The following is a 14,744-nucleotide window of genomic DNA, read 5'->3' as shown; positions in this document are numbered from 1 at the left end:
GCGGATGCATGTCTAATTCCCAAGCCGCCGCCATTTCCCGGTTTTCGTGGCCGCGCTTTGACAAGCTCGGCGTTCTGATTGCAGCGATTGCCCTTGGTGGCGTCGTGCTGCCTTTCATGTTGTTTCGCGCCAATCGCATCGTTCTGGGCGAACCGCGTGCGATCTTTTCGGCCCTGCCGGTTCCCGAAGCCGGTGTCCTGGCCCTGTTGCTGGCGGCGGGTATGTTGATTGCCCTGTTGCGCTTCAAGCCAGCGCTCAAACTGGCGGCCAGCCTGACTATTTTGGTGGCGCTGTTTGTGCTGGTGGGACGATCCGCCTATTTTCTGACACCCCCCGACGACAATTTTGCCCGCGTTTCGCCCGGCGCCGGTTTCTGGTTGCTGGTCTTTGCCTTTGCCCTTCTGGCCGCCGATGCGCTGACGCGATTGCGACTGAAACCATGGCCACGCATTGGCATTTTGGCACTGGTGGCGCTGGCAATCGGCGTCCTGTTGGCTTCGGGGAGCCTCAATGGGGTTTCCACGCTCAAGGAATATGCCACCCGCGCTGACCGCTTTTGGAGTGAAGCGCAGACCCATGTTCTTTTGGCCTTCGGCTCGGTGCTGATTGCCACCATTGTCGGGGTGCCGGTTGGCATTATCAGTTTCCGACTACCCAAACTGCGCGCGGCGCTGCTCAATGTGCTCAATATTGTTCAAACCATTCCCTCGATTGCCCTGTTTGGACTGCTGATCGCGCCGCTGGCCTGGATTGCCGCGACAGTGCCGGGGGCAGCGGCAATTGGCATATCGGGCATTGGCGTTGCCCCGGCTCTGGTGGCGCTATTTGCCTATTCGCTGCTACCGGTGGTTTCCAACACGATTGTGGGGCTGCAAAGCGTGCCCGAAACGGCCAATGACGCGGCCAAGGGCATGGGCATGACCGGTGCCCAGCGGATGGGATGGGTAGAATTGCCGCTGGCCTTTCCGGTAATCCTGACCGGCATCCGCATCGTTCTGGTGCAAAATATCGGCTTGACGACCATTGCCGCGCTGATCGGGGGCGGCGGGTTTGGCGTATTCATCTTTCAGGGCATCAGCCAGACGGCGATGGATCTGGTGTTGCTGGGGGCCGTGCCGACGGTGGTTTTGGCCTTTGCCGCTGCCGTGGTTCTGGACGCCTTTGTGGAAATGACGAGCACGGGCGGACAGCCATGATCGAAATCGAGGCCATTACCAAGACCTATGATCTGACAACGGTTGTCGATCAGGTCACGATAACGATTGAACCGGGTAGCGTCTGCGCCGTGGTCGGCACCTCCGGGTCGGGCAAGACCACGCTGCTGCGCATGATCAACCGGCTGGTCGAGCCAACATCGGGCGCTATCCGCATTGATGGCGAGGACACAAGCACGATCCACGCCTATGAACTACGGCGCAGGATCGGCTATGCCATTCAGGGTCATGGCCTGTTTCCGCATCGCTCCGTGGGCCAGAATATTGCCACCGTGCCCAAGTTGTTGGGTTGGGACAAGGAAAAGACCAAAGCCCGGGTCACCGAACTGCTCGAACTGTTTCAGCTTGATCCAGCCCAATTCAGGGACCGCCTGCCGCGCGAACTGTCCGGCGGACAGCAGCAGCGTGTCGGCGTGGCGCGGGCACTGGCCGCCAAGCCCAATATCCTGCTGATGGACGAGCCGTTCGGTGCGCTTGATCCGGTGATCCGCGCCAAGGCGCAGGAAGATCTGCTCAGCATTCAGCGCCAGTTCAAGACCACCATCGTTCTGGTGACCCACGACATGGAAGAAGCCATCCACCTTGGCGACCGGATTGCGGTGATGGATGAGGGCAAGCTGCTGCAATATGCCAGCCCGCAGCAGATTATTTCCAAACCGGCAACGCCATTTGTGGCTGAATTGATCGGCACCGGCGACCGCCCGTTCAAGCTGTTGTCACTGGCGCGGGTTGGCAAATATGTCGAGCCGGGCAGCGCTGAAGGCGATCCGATTGATGTCGGCGCGACCCTGCGCGATGCCTATGCAGAACTATTGTGGTCAGGACGCGCCGCGCTGCCGGTCAGCGAAAAAGGCCAATTGATCGGCAAGATCACGCTGGATCAGCTTTCCAGCCACGCGAGGCCACAATGAGGCCGGGCATCGTTGTTCGGATCATTGCCTTTGCCATTCTACTGGCCTTTTTGATCGTGCCTGATCTGTTTGCGCCAGTGTTCGGCCTGCTGACCAAGAACGGGCAGCCCGCCATTTATAATCAAGGGAGCCTGTTGGACCTGACGTTCAACCATCTGGCCATTGTTTTTGCCGCTACAAGCGCCGCAACCCTGATCGCGGTCAGTCTGGCCATTCTGGTGACGCGGTCATTCGGGGTCGAGTTCCTGCCACTGTCGCGCTCGCTCGCCAATATCGGCCAGACATTTCCGCCCGTGGCGGTGTTGGCGCTGGCCGTGCCGGTGCTGGGATTTGGCACGGCACCGACATTGGTGGCGCTGTTTTTATATGGGCTATTGCCCATCTTTGAGAACACGCTGACCGGCCTCGTCAATCTGCCTCAGTCGGTGACCGAGGCGGCAAAAGGCGTCGGCATGACCTGGGCACAGCGCCTGTTCAAGATCGAACTGCCACTGGCCCTGCCGGTCATTTTGGCCGGTATCCGGCTCTCAACGGTGATTTCGCTGGCCACCGCCACCATCGGCTCAACCGTCGCCGCACGCACGCTGGGCGAAGTGATAATCGCCGGGCTGACCTCCAACAACACCGCCTTCGTTCTGCAAGGTGGCCTGATCGTCGGGGTTTTGGCCGTTTTGATCTACGATAGTCTTGCCGCGCTCGAACGCTGGCTGATGGCCCGCACCGGCCAAGCCAAACGCGCCGCCGCATAGGCGAGGGCAGGGCGTACCTATAGCTTTTCGCCGGGGAGCTGGCTGGCCTGCTTTACCCAGGCAGCGAATTGGGCTTCATCAAACGCCTCATCCTCCCGGATATCGAGATAGCGCACTTCGGGATGTTTGGATTTTCCCGGTGGCATGGGTTCAAGCGAGGTGCCGCGAAAGAAGGTGACCTTCACGTAATGGGTGAAGCAATGAAGGCTGAGGAACCAAAGGTCTTTTTCCAGTCCGTAGAACGGCGAATTCCACTTCACCGCCTTCTGGACGTTTGGCACAGTTTTGAGAATCAGCCCATCGAGCAGTCGTCCGACATCCTGCTTCCACCCCGGCATGGCCGCAATATAAGCCTCCACCGGCGCGTCACCGTAGCCCTTGGGAATTTGCGGATTGCCGCCTGAAAGGAGGACGGGGCCTTTTTGAGCGCTCATGGAATGCTCATGATAGGACAGAGATCAACTGGCCGCGCAATAAAGTTAATCAGACAAAGACCCATCGCGCTCCGAAGTCCTCGTTCGCAAAAATGTCGCGACGGCAGTCTGAAAAGCCTCGGGGGCGTCTTCGTGGAGCAGGTGGGAGGCGTTGGGAATGATTTGATGGCTTGCATCTGGCAAAAGCTCGATCAAATGTTGATTGAGACGGTTGAAGATAGTGGGGCTTTCGGTGCCGCTCAGCAAGAGTACTGGCTGGTTTACACTGGCGACTTCCTTTTCCGTCAGCGGTGGAAAACCGATCCCGAGAATTTGCGCCCGATCGGGTGCCCGGTTGGCCCAGACCTGTTCGTAGCGTTGTTTCGAGAGCGCATGAAATCGCTTTTTTCCCAGAACCCCAGCCCCAAAGGCTTCGACGGCGGCGCGATCATCGCCACGTCGAAAGGCCTTTTCGGCCGGCACCATTGCCCCGACAGCCAATTTGACAAGGGCAAGGGCCGAACTGGGAGATTTGAGGAAAAGCTTGAACAATTTGGCCGGGTTGGGCGGAAAGTCAATGAGCAAGGTAAGCACGGGTGGCTCAATCAGAACCAGACTTTTGCATAGTTCTGGCATTTGAATGGCCAGTTCGAGCGCTATAAAACCGCCCCAGGAATGACCCACGATGTGGGCTGGCCCTGTCGCCCTGTTTTTGATCAGGTCAGCCAGATCTTCGACATGGACCTGCATCGGATCGTCGGCATCATCCGTGATGGGCGCGTTGGGCACAGCATAGCGACGGCTATAGGCGATTGCGTGATGCGAGGCGGCAAAAAAATCCAGTTGATCTGTCCATGTGCGTTGATCCGACACGCCGCCGTGCACGAACGCAAGCGCATCGCCGCTGCCCCGCTCGGTGAGGGCGAGCGCTGTGCCATCGCGTGTAATTATTGAGCCCGACGAAATTGCCGCCATGGCTCCTTGTAACACTCATCGGTCGGATTCTGAATGTGCGCCGGCACTTGAACGATCAAAAAGTTCGGGACGACCTTACTTCCCGCCAGCCTCATTGCGCCAGCTGAACTGGGGCGAGTAGCCGAGAAGGCGTTTGGCTTTTTCGATGGAGAGCAGAGTGCCGTTGGTGGTGATGTTGCCTTTTTGGGGGACGTCGGGAAAGACTTCGGCCAGCAGCGAGGTGTTGGAGCGGCTCATGACGCCATCGGCATTGGCGATGATGAAGGCTTCAAAGCCGGTGAAATCGGCCTGAATGGCGCGGCGGACGGCCTGGGCACCATCGCGGGCGTCGATATAGGCCCAAAGGTTCCATTTACGCTTGTGTGCGTCGCCATCAAAGCCGGGGAAGGCGTGATAGTCCTCGGGGTTCATCACATTGGAAAAGCGCAGGCCGACCATGCGCAAGTCCGCGTCCCAGCGGCAATATTGGGCGGCCATGGTTTCATCGAGTAATTTACCCAGCGAATAGGCGGATTCGGGGCGCGGGAAATATTCCTCGTCCACCGGCGCATAAGGCGGCGGATTATCAAACGGCAGGCCGAGCACGGTTTCGCTTGAGGCAAACACCACATTCTTGATGCCCGAGAGGCGGCAGGCCTCAAACACATTATAGGATGAGGGCACATTATTGGCGAAGGTTGCAGCATTGGGCACCAGCCCCGGCGCTGGAATGGCGGCCAGATGCACCACCGCGTCAAACGGACCCTTGCGCTCGTCGATGCCACCGCTGATCGCGGTATAGACCTGGCCGAAATCGGTAAGATCCACCTTGACCGTCTGGCAGATTTTTTCAGCCGGAATGTGCTGATCCAGATTGAGAACGTCATAGCCGTGGGCGACCAGATCCCTCAAAACGGCGCGCCCCAGTTTGCCGCTACCGCCCGTTACCAAAACTTTTGCCATGCTGGCCTCCTCAATAAATCTGCACCGCCGCCAGTGCCTTGGCCCCAAAACTCGCACGGAATATGCGGCGCTGCCAAGCCGTTCACAAAACTAAACAGTTTATGAACGCCCGGCTCACCACCGGTTCAAGCGGGTGGGCGCTTTATGGCACTCAAGCAAGGCAAATAGAGCCACGCCACCGGCCAGCGAGCCGGTTTTCGATAAACCAGATTGAGGAGAAGAAAAATGAAAAAATCCAGTTTGATAATTTCAATCGCCACGCTCGCCATGGCGCTTTCTACGCTGCCCAGTTCGGCCCAGTTTGCCATCCTGAAGCGGACCCCGAACAAACCGGAGGTATCAGTCGATTCCCCCACAGCTGTGCTGATGACATGGGGCATATGCGCCGCGTCTATCAGGCCGATATTGCCGGCATAGAGAGCTGGCAGCAGGTCGTTCTGATCCCGGTATGCGATGATCAGACCATGGCGAGCCGCACCAGCTACGGATCGCTGTTTGTGGAAGGCAATGTTGGCCGGTTGCGGATGCCGATTGCCCGCAATAGCACGCTGATGTCGGCGCTCCGGGACAAAGACTACGACCAGTACGATGTCGTTTCGCTTGGCTTTGGTGCCAATGACGCCGTGCTGCTGTACGTGCACCAGCGCGATATGCGCTGAGGCACCGGGCTTGCGGCCTGGGTGAACCGATTATGAACGCAGGTTTCAGGGGCCGTTCAACGGCCAGGCCGCAAGCTCACATCATCAGGTCAATATCCAACGTGTGAAGGGACATTCAAATGAACAAGAACCATGAAAAATTGCTGGTCGCCACGCTGTGCGGCCTGATCATCACCGGCGCTGCCGCCTTTGCCGTGCAACCCGCCATGGCCGCCGGATATGGCGTTGACCATCTGGCCCGCGTGACCGGGGTTGCCCAATGGGACCAGCTCAATGTGCGCAAATGGCCCGCCAGTTTTTCCCGCAAGATCGGTGCGCTTTCGCCAAACGTTCACGTCTGGATCGAGCGCTGCATCGAAGTTGAAAACAGCACCGACTGGTGCCTTGTCGAGCGCAACAATACCCGTGGCTGGGTCAATGGCCGCTACCTGCAGCTCGCAGATCAGAGCGGGATCTAGTCTTAGCCTTTTTGCCGTGCCTCCCTCCCATGCATGTTGACTTTTCCGGTCTGGTGTTGTTCGCAGAGCAACCCTGACCGGAGTTTTTTTATGGACGCCAACCCAGTTCTAGCCGAAACCGTGCGTGGCAATTGGGTGGAGAACCGTCATCGCGGTGCCTTCGCCATCCTTGACGCCAATGGTCAGATCATCGCTTCGGCCGGCGACATCGAGCGGCCGATCTTTCCGCGCTCCGCCATCAAGTCGATGCAGGCGCTGCCAATTTTTACCCGGCAGGCCGCGGCAAAATTCCACCACAGTGCCGAGGAGCTGGCACTGGCCTGCGCCTCCCACCACGGCGAGATCGATTCATACTCAAACTGTTGCAGCCTTTCTTGAACGCATGGGATTAACCCCTGAGGCGCTCGAATGTGGCGCGCATATGCCCACAAATTCGACCGCACGATCGGCTTTGCGCGCCCAGGGGCAGGCACCAAGTGCCTTGCACAATAATTGCTCGGGCAAACATTCTGGGATGTTGTCGGTGGCGCTGGCCCTGGGGGTGAGCCCCGATGGGTATGTCGAGCGCGAGCATGCGGTGCAAGTGCAGGTACGCGGCGCGGTTGAGACGGTGATCGGTGAAGCACTCACTGAGGGAAAGTGCGGCACCGATGGTTGTTCTATCCCCACTTTTGCCGCCCCGCTGCGCGCCTTCGCGTTTGGCTTTGCACGCATGGCGACGGGCGAGGGATTGCCCGACGATTATGCCAGCGCCGCCCAACGCCTGTTTGACGCGGCAACCAGCCATCCGCATCTGGTGGCCGGAACTGGCCATGCCGACACGCTGATCATGGAAGCCTTTGGCGGCCGGGTGATGCAAAAGGTTGGTGCCGACGGGGTGCAGTGCGGGGCCATTCGCGACAAGGGCTGGGGCTATGCGCTCAAATGCGACGATGGCAATATTCCAGCCTCCCAGGCGATGCTGGCGGCCATGCTGATGCATTATGCCGAGCCGGACGCCACGCAAAAGGCGGTGCTGGAAAAGATCGCCAGCCAACCGTTGCGCAGCGTGCGCGGCGCCGACGTCGGGGTTTTGCGGGCGATAATCGCCTAGCTGTTGGCGTTCAGCGTAACGTTGGGGAACTTGGCGAGGTCTGCGGCCAGATCGCTCGAAACGACTTCCTGCCAGCGCAGGCCAACCAGCTTTGCGGTGCGGGCAGAAACCAGATTGCTGGTGATATGCACTGGACCGCTGCCTTCGACCACGCTGACCCCGATGCCATAATCGGCGTCGCTGACCACATTGGATGCAATCAGCACATTATCGAGAAAGCTGCCATAGCCCGCCATGATGGCAATGCCCGGGACATTGCTGACGCTGTTACCCGATATCGCGGTATCGGCTTCGGCGTAAATGCCGATGGGGATGGTGTCGGGATTGACCGCTGATTTTGGCGTGATGTTGCGCACAATATTGCCAGAGCACACCGCCAGCCTTCCCCCTGATCCAGATTGGTAATCGAAATGCCGGTGGCTGCCGTGTCGATGATATTATTGGCAATGACTGAACCGGAAAAGGCAAACTCGGAAAAGATCGCAACTTCGCCTGAGTTGAGACAGAGATTGCCCGACACCTGAACATTGCGGGTCGAGTTGAGGCGAATGGCCGAGAAGGCGCAACCATCGAGATGGTTGTCAGCGATGATGACCTCATCGGCCTTGTAAATATTGATGCCATTGCCGTTCTGGCCATTGCCGCCATCGCGCCAGTCGATGGCCTTGATGCGATTGCCGCGAACAATGCTGCCGTCCGATCCAGCCTCGTCACGCCAGATGCGAATACCGGCATTGCCACAACGGGCAATGCGATTGTTGGTGATCGACATACCGCCGCTATTGGCCGAATGAATGGCTGCATCGGCGTGATCGGCAAACGAGCAGCCGGCAATGTTGAGGACGCTATTGCGCGCAAGGATCCCCCCGCCTCCGCCGGAGAGCCGACAGCGGACCAGATCGACACCAACGCTTCGAACAAAATCAAGTAGGGGCCCCTGGTCGGTCGGGGCGTCGGGCGCGGCAGCAAAGGCAATGTCTTCAATGACAATGCGTTCGCCATTTTCGATGCGGGCGATGGGATCGCTGCCAAGCGCACGGAGAATCGTTTTGCTCCCCGATCCTTCAAGAGCCAGACGGGGTGGAAAATTGAGCGTGCCAACACCGATTTCGCCCGGCGGCAGCGTCAGGCTCAGACCCGAGGAGGCGGCGCTGTCGATTGCCTTCTGTACCGCTGCGGTCTGATCGCTGCCATCGTCGGCAACAATGCCGAAACTGGCGCCGTCGAGTCGCGATTGGGCCAGCAAAGGGCCGCAAAGCAACAGGCTGGTCGCGCCAAGAGTGGCCAAAAAACTGCGACGGTTGGGCGCGATGAGTGTTTTCATGATCCGATTGTGCCATTTTTTCGGGCTTTGCGGCTACAATTGCCCATTGGTTTGGTGAACGCATTACGCCTACGCTTGTCCCCTCGCACACCACACGGCTATAAGGGCGAACCACATGAGGATGGCCCACCTATGCTGCTTGATGACAAGATCTACCTTGGTACCAGTACGCGCCCCGAATATCTGGCGCTCAAATATGGTAATCGCCACGGGCTGATCACCGGGGCAACCGGTACGGGCAAGACGGTTTCGTTGCAGATCATGGCTGAAGGCTTTTCGCGCGCCGGGGTGCCGGTATTTTGCGCCGACGTCAAAGGCGATCTCTCCGGCATTGCCGTTTCGGGCGAGGGTAAGGATTTCCTGTTGAAGCGCGCCGCCGATATCGGGCTGGGCGACGAATATGATTTCAAGGCCTTTCCAACGATTTTCTGGGACCTCTTCGGCCGACAGGGCCACCCGGTACGCACCACAGTTTCCGAAATGGGCGCGCTGCTGCTCGCCAGAATGCTTGATCTCAACGACACCCAGGAAGGCGTTTTGAACATTGCCTTCAAACTGGCGGACGATGAGGGATTGCTGCTGCTCGATCTCAAGGATCTGCGCGCGCTGCTGGTTGAAATTCAGGGACGTGGCAAAGAGGTATCGGTCAAATACGGCAACGTCTCAACCGCCAGCATTGGCGCCATTCAGCGCTCGCTATTGGTGCTGGAACAGCAGGGGGGCGAGAACTTCTTTGGCGAGCGCGCCATGGAAATTGCCGATCTGATGCGTACCACCAGTGACGGGCAGGGCTATATTTCAGTTCTGGCGGCTGACGAACTGATGCGTGCGCCAAGGCTTTATGCAACGTTTCTGCTGTGGCTCCTCTCGGAACTGTTTGAGGAATTGCCCGAGGTCGGCAATCCGGACAAGCCCAAACTGGTGTTCTTTTTCGACGAAGCCCATTTGCTGTTTGACGACGCACCCAAGGCATTGATCGACAAGGTCGAGCAGGTGGTCAAACTGGTGCGCTCCAAAGGCGTCGGCGTCTACTTTGTGACGCAAAACCCCATGGATGTCCCCGAGCCGGTCCTGGCCCAATTGGGTAACCGGGTGCAGCATGCCCTGCGCGCCTATACCCCGCGAGAGCAAAAAGCCGTTCGGGTGGCAGCGGAAACATTCCGGCCCAACCCGGCCTTTTCGACTGAAGAGGTCATAACCCAACTTGGCACCGGCGAAGCGCTGGTGTCGACGCTGGAGGAAAAGGGCATCCCCGCCATGGTCGGGCGCACCATGATCCGACCACCGTCCTCGCGACTGGGGCCGATCCTGCCCGAGGAACGCCGCAATATCATTGCCAATTCGCCGGTCGCCGGGCTTTACGACACCGGCATTGATCGTCAATCGGCCTTTGAGGTTCTGGCAGATCGTGCCCGGCAAAAGCAGGATGCCGAGCAGCGCCAGCAGATTGAGGACGAGCGCGAAAACCGCGAGCGTAGTTATCAAAAGGATCACGAACCGAGCCGCCGTACCACCCGGTCCCGTTCCAGCCGACAGACCCCCACCGAGGCTGCAATCAATTCGCTGGCGCGCACCGTTGCCAATCGCCTTGGTAATGCGTTGGTGCGCGGCATTCTCGGCAGCCTGAAGCGGGGGCGCTGAGATGGCCACGATTGCGCATCCGATGCTGGCCGTTTTTGCTTCGGACAAGGGGCCAGGCGACCCCGAACGCGCCAGCCTGATGGGGCAGGCCGGGACCTATTTTGCGCGGCGCGGCGCAAAAATTCTATGTCTGGCTGAAAATGGCATTCTGCCGGTGCCCCTGATCACGGCGGCCCGCGCCGCGGGTGGAGCCGTGACCATCGTTGCCGATGCCGGCATGGTTTTGCCAAGAGCGCTGACCGGTATTCCAGTGGAAGTGATTGCTGACAGGGACCAGCGTTGGGAGCGGGTTGGCGAACTCGCCGATGCCTTTATCGGGTTGCCCGGTTCGCTTGATAGCGCGACGGGCCTGTTTGGCGCATGGACATCGGCAAAGGCTGCCGGCCATAGTTGCCCGGTCGTGTTCCTCAACAAGCATCGCGCCTTTGAAGTCCTGCGTGGCTATGCGGCTGACGTCTTGTCACCCGGCCTTAGAGGGTACGAGCGGATCGTTCAGTTTTCCGAAACGGTTGAAGATTTGTGGAGCCGGGTCAACCGGCTGATCAACGAAGTCCATTGATCGGGAACGATAGGCTTAATTAAAGGCCGGGATGTTCGGGCGCGGCGCGGCGATCGGGGAACAGCGGTACGACATTGTCCGTATAGCGGCGCATTGGCTGGATCGGGCGATGCGCAAAACTGACACGGTCGCGCCGATCCGGGCCGCGATAGCCGCTACCGCTGGCAATGGTCGGCCGGGGTTTGCGTACATGAGCCTGCACGCGAGTCAGGATATGACGTGGCGACATGGGCTTGACGATGACCTCGTCAATGCCGGCGCGGATTGCGCGATGTCGCGTCGTTGTGGTGATTGACCGGGTCAGTCCAATTGCGGAAAAACCTGCGTTTTCAATAAGTTCGTCGCGGCGCAGGTCATAGACCAGATCGCCAGCCGGGGCGTTTTTACTGTCAAAATCGCAGACCAGCACATCAACAGGGGCAACGCGCATATAGGCGCGCAGGCCCTGAACACTGTCAAATTGCCGGACGCGCAACCGCGTGTCACCACTCACCACCATAGCAAGAATGGACGAAAGGGCACTGTTTGCAGCGATTATGGCGATGACCCGGACAGTCTGGTTCAACTGGTGCTCCTCCCAATGGTAAACAAACTGTTATCATGGGTGAGCGCGCGGATGAAGTGGCCAGTTCGGCTAATGATTAGTTCTTAATTGGTAGTGCACAGGAAAACGCCGACTCAGGAGAGTCGGCGAAATCGTGCGGTCGATTAAACCCTGGAACACCGGGCGTTCCGATAGAATCGGAACTTGCGCTCCAGTTTTTTATGTCGCGTCGTTTTTTTGCGGAAAACCGGTGTCCACTTTTCCGCACGATGCTTTAGCGGGCTTCTTCAAACAGCAGCTCGACATGTTCCCAGTTCACCAGATTGTCGAACCAGGCTTCAAGGTACTTTGGCCGCGCATTGCGGTAATCGATATAATAGGAGTGCTCCCACACATCGACGCCCAGCAGCGGCTTGCCGCCGTGGACCAGCGGGCTTTCCCCGTTTGCAGTCTTTGAAACTTCGAGCTTGCCGTTCTTGAGCGACAGCCAGGCCCAGCCTGAACCAAACTGAGTCGTGCCCGCTGCGATGAAATCGGCGCGGAACTTGTCAAAGCCCCCGAGATCGGAATCAATGGCTGCCTGCAGTGCGCCGGGCAATTTTTTGCCGCCGCCATTGGGCTTCATCCAGTTCCAGAAGTGGGTATGGTTGTAGTGCTGGCCGGCATTATTGAACAGGCCTGCATTCTTGCCAAAGGCTTCCTTGACGATGTCTTCGAGCGCCAGCACTTCCAGACCCGAGCCTTCGAGTAGCTTTTCGCCGTTGGTCACATAGGCCTGGTGATGCTTGTCGTGGTGAAACTCAAGCGTTTCAGCAGACATGTGGGGTCCCAGCGCATCATAGGCATAGGGCAATTCGGGCAAAGTAAACTTGGTGGACATAATAGCCTCCGGTTGGTGAAAATCTCGACGCTGGACGCGTTGGGTGGTCGCATTGATATAGGCCGTTTGTGACACGGCAACAATTGTTTAGGTCAGAACGATCATTCCAATCCAGCCGCCTTTAGTGCAAATGCGTAACTTATGGCTGTTTCCTTGATCCGATCAAAACGCCCCGATGCGCCACCATGGCCTGCGCCCATGTTGGTGCGCAGGTACAACGGTGCATTCCCGGTCTTGGTTGCGCGCAGTTTAGCCACCCATTTGGCTGGTTCCCAATAGGTTACCCGGGGATCGGTAAGCCCCGCCAGCGCGAAAATCGGCGGATAATCCTGGGCGCTGACCTGCTCATAGGGCGCGTAAGCGGCAATGCGGGCATAATCTTCGGGCGAAATCAGAGGGTTACCCCATTCGGGCCATTCCGGCGGCGTCAGCGGCAGGGTTTCATCGAGCATGGTATTGAGCACATCGACGAACGGCACCTGTGCCACAATGCCGCCCCAGAGATCCGGGCGCAGATTGGCGATAGCGCCCATCAGCATGCCGCCGGCCGAGCCGCCATGGGCAATAATCGTCCCCTTGGCCGTAAAGCCTTGCTCGATCAGCATTTCGCCAGCGGCGATGAAATCGGTAAAAGTGTTGGACTTGAACTCGCGCCGACCCTTGGCGTACCAGCCATAGCCCTTTTCCATGCCGCCCCGAATATGGGCAATGGCATAGACCATGCCGCGATCCACCAGCGACAGAGCTGATACCGAAAAAGCGGCCGGCATCGCCATGCCATAGGCGCCATAGCCATAAAGCAGGGCAGGAGCGGTGCCGTCGAGCGTAAGGCCCGCTTTGTAGAGCACGGTCACGGGCACCGTTTCCCCATCGGCCGCGGTGGCGAACAGACGCCGGGTGACATAGTCAGCCGGATCGTGCCCCGAGGGCACTTCCTGTTCCTTGAGCAGGGTGCGCACCCCGGTTTCAAGATCGACATCATAGGTGCGGGACGGGGTGGTGGGGGACGAATAGGTCAGACGGAACACCGAGGTATCGAACTCAAAGCCGACCGACATGCCAAGCGCATAGGCTTCCTCTTCGAACCGGACGGTTTCCTCGTGGCCGTTACGCAGATCGCGCACCACGATGCGCGGCAGGCCCTCAAACCGCTCGAGCCGCAGCAAATGATTCTTGATCACAATGATGTCGAGGACCAGCACGCCCGACACATGGGGCACGAGATCAACCCAGCTTTCGACGGCGGGCGCATCGGCGGACACGGTGACGATCTTGAAATCCTCGGCCCCGTCGGCATTGGTGCGAATGAAAAGCGTACCGTCACGCTCATCCACTTCATATTCGCGGTCGGTGACCCGTGGCGCAACCAGCCGTGGCGCGCCACCGGCATGGGCATCAATCAACCAGCATTCGGAGGTCTGATGATCATGGGCATCAATGACGATGAAATTATTGGAGAGCGTAATGCCGACGCCGACAAAAAAACCGGGGTCTTTTTCCTCAAAGACAATGGCATCGCTGGTCTGGTCGGTGCCGATGACGTGCAGGCGCACCCGATAGGGGCGGTGATTATCATCATATTCGGTATAATAGATCGCCGAGCTATCTGGGGCCCAGACATAAGCACCAGCGGTGTTGGCGATGATTTCGGGACTGTCCCTGCCAGTCTCAAGATCGCGGATCACGATGTCATAATATTCCGAGCCGCTGCGATCCGCCGCCCAGGCGAGGAACCGGTGGGAAGGATCGTGTTCGGCACCGGCAAAGCCGAAATAATCCTCGCCCGCTTCCAGATTGCAATCGAGCAGGACGGTTTCTGGCCCGCCATCGCGCGCCGTGCGCACGATCTGGGGATATTGCTTGGCTTCGAGCATGCGCGAATTATAGGCGAACGGGCCGTCCGGGGTCGGCACGCCGCTGTCGTCCTCCTTGATGCGCCCGCGAATCTCCTTGTAGATATTTTCCTGCAGCTTGTCGGTGGGCGCACCGAACTCGGCTTCGAAATAATCGTTTTCGGCCTCGAGATAGGCGCGGATATCGTCGGCCAACGTTTCCGGCCGCTGCATCACTTCCTGCCAGTTATCAGCCCGCAGCCAATGATAGGGATCATCGCGGGTCACGCCGTGAAAAGTGGCGAGATGAGTGTTGGTTTTGGCGACTGGTGGTAGGCGGTGAGGCATGTAACCATCCCGATATTGAGGCGGATTGGTGTGACCAAAACGCATTGATAGAAGAATCGAGTGCAGATGTAGGCCGCAAAAACGCAGATTGCGAGGGGAGAACGCCCCTTTAGGCTTGTTCGATGGCGTTCAATCGTTAGATTGACGCCGGTCCAGCTCGCCAGATTCGGCAGCATATTTGGGGAAATTGCCGGATTTGGGA

The 14,744-nt window shown here is 58.6% G+C and carries 17 protein-coding genes; 9 read left to right on the top strand and 8 right to left on the bottom strand.

The window, feature by feature from the left end; translation table 11 throughout:
* Window positions 1-8 precede the first annotated feature (8 nt).
* The 3 genes from PSQ90_RS03010 to PSQ90_RS03000 are packed head-to-tail and all read left to right on the top strand — an operon-like array spanning window position 9 to window position 2,874.
* Entirely contained in the window at window positions 9-1,196 is a 1,188-nt protein-coding gene (locus PSQ90_RS03010) for an ABC transporter permease (protein ID WP_282211968.1), read from the top strand.
* Window positions 1,193-2,125 (top strand): ABC transporter ATP-binding protein, encoded by a 933-nt coding sequence (locus PSQ90_RS03005; protein WP_282211967.1) that lies wholly within the window; start codon window positions 1,193-1,195, stop codon window positions 2,123-2,125. The genes PSQ90_RS03010 and PSQ90_RS03005 overlap by 4 nt, the downstream gene beginning before the upstream one ends.
* Window positions 2,122-2,874 (top strand): ABC transporter permease, encoded by a 753-nt coding sequence (locus tag PSQ90_RS03000; protein WP_282211966.1) that lies wholly within the window; start codon window positions 2,122-2,124, stop codon window positions 2,872-2,874. The genes PSQ90_RS03005 and PSQ90_RS03000 overlap by 4 nt, the downstream gene beginning before the upstream one ends.
* A 17-nt stretch (window positions 2,875-2,891) precedes the next feature.
* On the opposite strand, the gene PSQ90_RS02995 is transcribed toward PSQ90_RS03000, so the two are convergent.
* From PSQ90_RS02995 to PSQ90_RS02985, 3 genes are all read right to left on the bottom strand, one after another.
* Entirely contained in the window at window positions 2,892-3,308 is a 417-nt protein-coding gene (locus PSQ90_RS02995; RefSeq protein ID WP_282211965.1) for a DUF1801 domain-containing protein, read from the bottom strand.
* 45 nt (window positions 3,309-3,353) lie between these two features.
* Window positions 3,354-4,262, bottom strand: a complete 909-nt coding sequence (locus PSQ90_RS02990; RefSeq protein WP_282211964.1) for an alpha/beta fold hydrolase — start codon at window positions 4,260-4,262, stop codon at window positions 3,354-3,356.
* Window positions 4,263-4,337: 75 nt separating this feature from the next.
* Complete coding sequence (locus PSQ90_RS02985) at window positions 4,338-5,204, bottom strand: NAD-dependent epimerase/dehydratase family protein (protein WP_282211963.1); 867 nt, start codon at window positions 5,202-5,204, stop codon at window positions 4,338-4,340.
* 101 nt (window positions 5,205-5,305) lie between these two features.
* Between PSQ90_RS02985 and PSQ90_RS02980 the strand changes: the two genes are divergently transcribed.
* The 4 genes from PSQ90_RS02980 to PSQ90_RS02965 all read left to right on the top strand — a co-directional run bounded on the left by PSQ90_RS02980 (window position 5,306) and on the right by PSQ90_RS02965 (window position 7,414).
* Window positions 5,306-5,863 (top strand): hypothetical protein, encoded by a 558-nt coding sequence (locus PSQ90_RS02980; protein ID WP_282211962.1) that lies wholly within the window; start codon window positions 5,306-5,308, stop codon window positions 5,861-5,863.
* A gap of 119 nt (window positions 5,864-5,982) precedes the next feature.
* Window positions 5,983-6,321, top strand: a complete 339-nt coding sequence (locus PSQ90_RS02975; protein WP_282211961.1) for an SH3 domain-containing protein — start codon at window positions 5,983-5,985, stop codon at window positions 6,319-6,321.
* A 90-nt stretch (window positions 6,322-6,411) separates the two neighbouring features.
* On the top strand, window positions 6,412-6,699 hold the full coding sequence (locus PSQ90_RS02970) for an asparaginase (RefSeq protein WP_282211960.1): 288 nt from the start codon (window positions 6,412-6,414) through the stop codon (window positions 6,697-6,699).
* Between the two features lie 4 nt (window positions 6,700-6,703).
* A complete protein-coding gene (locus PSQ90_RS02965) occupies window positions 6,704-7,414 on the top strand; it encodes an asparaginase (RefSeq protein ID WP_282211959.1) in 711 nt (236 codons plus the stop codon).
* On the opposite strand, the gene PSQ90_RS02960 is transcribed toward PSQ90_RS02965, so the two are convergent.
* Complete coding sequence (locus tag PSQ90_RS02960) at window positions 7,411-7,650, bottom strand: hypothetical protein (RefSeq protein ID WP_282211958.1); 240 nt, start codon at window positions 7,648-7,650, stop codon at window positions 7,411-7,413. The genes PSQ90_RS02965 and PSQ90_RS02960 overlap by 4 nt on opposite strands.
* Complete coding sequence (locus tag PSQ90_RS02955) at window positions 7,614-8,738, bottom strand: TIGR03808 family TAT-translocated repetitive protein (protein ID WP_282211957.1); 1,125 nt, start codon at window positions 8,736-8,738, stop codon at window positions 7,614-7,616. Before PSQ90_RS02955 ends, PSQ90_RS02960 begins: the two co-directional genes overlap by 37 nt.
* 132 nt (window positions 8,739-8,870) lie before the next feature.
* On the opposite strand from PSQ90_RS02955, the gene PSQ90_RS02950 reads away from it, so the two are divergent.
* Window positions 8,871-10,379, top strand: coding sequence for a helicase HerA-like domain-containing protein (locus tag PSQ90_RS02950; RefSeq protein WP_282211956.1), 1,509 nt, complete (start codon window positions 8,871-8,873; stop codon window positions 10,377-10,379).
* Between the two features lies 1 nt (window position 10,380).
* Entirely contained in the window at window positions 10,381-10,938 is a 558-nt protein-coding gene (locus PSQ90_RS02945; RefSeq protein WP_282211955.1) for an LOG family protein, read from the top strand.
* 19 nt (window positions 10,939-10,957) lie between these two features.
* Here the strand turns inward: PSQ90_RS02945 and PSQ90_RS02940 are convergent, their stop codons facing one another.
* The 3 genes from PSQ90_RS02940 to PSQ90_RS02930 form a co-directional block, all read right to left on the bottom strand.
* Window positions 10,958-11,503, bottom strand: coding sequence for a hypothetical protein (locus tag PSQ90_RS02940; RefSeq protein WP_282211954.1), 546 nt, complete (start codon window positions 11,501-11,503; stop codon window positions 10,958-10,960).
* Between the two features lie 253 nt (window positions 11,504-11,756).
* On the bottom strand, window positions 11,757-12,362 hold the full coding sequence (locus PSQ90_RS02935) for a superoxide dismutase (RefSeq protein WP_282211953.1): 606 nt from the start codon (window positions 12,360-12,362) through the stop codon (window positions 11,757-11,759).
* A gap of 101 nt (window positions 12,363-12,463) precedes the next feature.
* Window positions 12,464-14,542, bottom strand: a complete 2,079-nt coding sequence (locus PSQ90_RS02930; protein WP_282211952.1) for a S9 family peptidase — start codon at window positions 14,540-14,542, stop codon at window positions 12,464-12,466.
* Window positions 14,543-14,744: the final 202 nt, after the last annotated feature.

Source organism: Devosia rhodophyticola, assembly GCF_028816475.1.
Classification (GTDB): Bacteria; Pseudomonadota; Alphaproteobacteria; order Rhizobiales; family Devosiaceae; genus Devosia; species Devosia rhodophyticola.
Note: the sequence above shows the minus strand (reverse complement) of the source record. Positions and strands in the feature narration are given on the sequence as shown.